This is a genomic window from Dialister sp. UBA1703, assembly GCA_002320515.1.
Lineage (GTDB): Bacteria > Bacillota > Negativicutes > Veillonellales > Dialisteraceae > Dialister.
This window is the reverse complement of sequence record DCJJ01000151.1, coordinates 6,250-8,711: the sequence shown is the minus strand read 5'-3', so window position 1 is coordinate 8,711 and position 2,462 is coordinate 6,250. Positions and strand designations below refer to the sequence as shown.

Annotated in this window: 2 protein-coding genes; both read right to left on the bottom strand. The window is 54.9% G+C overall.

The annotated features are described in order from the left end of the window. Positions 1 to 33: 33 nt before the first annotated feature. A complete protein-coding gene (gene nikC, locus B2Y11_RS06810) occupies positions 34 to 861 on the bottom strand; it encodes a nickel transporter permease (RefSeq protein WP_291057607.1) in 828 nt (275 codons plus the stop codon). Between the two features lies 1 nt (position 862). Continuing rightward, a complete protein-coding gene (nikB, locus tag B2Y11_RS06805) occupies positions 863 to 1,786 on the bottom strand; it encodes a nickel ABC transporter permease (RefSeq protein WP_414630738.1) in 924 nt (307 codons plus the stop codon). Positions 1,787 to 2,462: the final 676 nt, after the last annotated feature.

Sequence of the window (2,462 nt, the reverse complement as noted above, 5' to 3'; positions counted from 1 at the left end):
AATTAATCAGTGCTTCCCTAGTACACCCGCCCACTAATTATCCCTTGGATCCAGCACATCCCGGAGGGCGTCGCCCCAGAGGTTGAAGATGACTACGGAAATGAAGATGGCAAGCCCCGGGAAGACCATGAGCCAAGGCGCTGTCTGCAGCTGCTGACGGCCCTCGTTAAGCATGAGGCCCCATTCCGGTGCCGGCGGCTGGCTGCCGAAGCCCAGGAAAGACAGGCCTGCCAGTTCCATCATCATGGCGCCGATATCGGACACCGCCGTAATCACAAGGATGGGCACCACGTTGGGCATGATGTGTTGCCAGAGGATATGGGCGTCGGTACCGCCGCTGACGATGGCGGCGTCCACGAAGTCTCGTTTCCTGATTTTCAAAACCATGGATCTTGAAAGCCTGGCGTACTTTGTCCAGGTCACCGCGGTCAGGGCGATCATGGCGTTCACCAGACTGCCGCCCATGATACCGGCGATGGCAATGGCCAGGATAACGCCGGGGAAGGAAATCATCATATCTGCTATACGCATGATGACAGTGTCAATGAGGCCGCCAAAGTAGCCGGCCACCAGGCCCAGGAAGGTGCCCAGGCAGAAGATAATGGCCACCAGGGCCAGCACGCTGGACAGGGAGTAGGCACCGCCGTAGAGAATGCGAGACAGCACGTCCCGTCCCAGCTTGTCCGTGCCGAAGAGGTGGGCCATGGAAGGCGCCTGGTTGGCGTCCTTCATCACCGCTTCCAGGGGGTTATAGGGAGCAATCACCGGCGCCAGCACCACCAGGGCGATAAGCAGGATAACCAGCAGGCTGGTGAACCGGAACGTCCGATGTTCTTTGAATCCTTTCCAAAGATTCCCCATATTACCGGCCTCCTTTCCGAAGTCTCGGATCCAGATGGCGATAGGACAGATCCACCACCAGATTAATCACCATGTACATGAAAGCGATCCAGAGCACAATGGCCTGCACCGTTTGGAAATCGCGGTAGGTAATGGCTTCTACCACCCTATATCCCAGGCCCGGCCAGGAAAATACGATTTCCACCACCGCTGCGCCGCCCAGAAGGGAGCCGAAAGCCAGCCCCAGCAGGGTCACCAGAGGAAGCAGGGCATTGGGAAGCACTTCCTTCCAGAGGATATGGGATTCCGAAAAGCCCCGGGCTCTGGCACCCATGACGTAGTCCTGGTTCAGTTCTTCCAGCACCGCCGCCCGCACCTGCCTGGTATACTTGGACGTCATAACCACGCCCAGCGTCACCATGGGAAGGATGAGGTTTTCCAGGGTAATGCTGCCGCCTACGATGGGGAGAAGGCCCAGTTTCAAAGCAAAAATCCAGAGAAGCATGAGGCCCATCCAGAAATTCGGTACCGATACGCCCAGGAAGGAAAAACCGCGGACAAGGTAGTCAAACCAGCTGTTTTTCTTGACCGCCGTATAAATCCCCAGAGGAATGGAAAAAACAAGCATAAACGCAGTAGATGCCAGCGCCAGAATCAGGGTAGCCGGCAGGCCTCCCATGAGGGCCTCCAGTACCGGCTTCTTCATCATGAAGGAATAGCCGAAATTACCATGAAGCACCCTTCCCAGCCAGTCCAGATACTGGAAAAGGAAAGGCTTATCCAATCCCAGCTCATGACGAAGAGCATCGATTTCTATCTGGCTCACCACAATATCTTCATTGCCTGCAATCATCTGACGCACCGGATCCCCCGGCGCCAGCATGACCAGACAGAAGGTAATGAAGCTGATGCCCAAAAGGACCAGCACCATCTCCCCCAGACGCATAGCCAACTGTTTCTTTCCCAAATCCAACCATCTCCTGTACGTCAACTGAAAACACTGAAAAAAGCACGAAAAAAGCAAGGCCGGAAACTGGGACCTTGTAGAAATAACAAATCATGGCGCAAACTTTACCCTCATAGCAGATAAAGAGCCGTTTCCAATATACTCTTTCAACCGCCAATCATACCGGCGGCGTCCTTCTTGGCGTGACGTCTCACCCTTGGGTATCATTGGTTTTTCGTGAAATAGTATAACACTTATTTTAATGTATTGCAATGATTCACTCAGAATAAGTTTATTAAACAGAGCTTTCCCATAATCAAACCGGCCTGCTTTATAATTTTTCCTGCTTGAAGAAATAAAAAACGCCGGCAGGCGTGGGGCAGAGGGTTCTAAGGGTTCTAAGGGAAGGTTAACGCCCGCTCCGCAGGCGATGGGGCTTTGCCCTTCGGGCAAAAGGTTGTGTTCGCTGGCGCTCAGGGGGCCTCAGCGCCTATGGCGCTGAGAGGTTGTGGATTGCCCATGGACACGCCTGCGGCGTGAGGGTTCAGAGGGTTCAGAGGGAAGGGCTGACGGGGCTGCGCCCCGAGGGTTGTGGCCGCCCTTGGACACACCTTCGGTGTGAGGGTTCAGAGGGTTCAAAAGGTTCACAGGGTTCAGAGGGGAAGGTTGACGGCCC

Coding starts and splice junctions, on each gene's coding strand:
- nikC (WP_291057607.1), bottom strand. CDS start 861: ATGGGGAATCTTTGGAAAGGATTCAAAGAACATCGGACGTTCCGGTTC.
- nikB (WP_414630738.1), bottom strand. CDS start 1,786: ATGCGTCTGGGGGAGATGGTGCTGGTCCTTTTGGGCATCAGCTTCATT.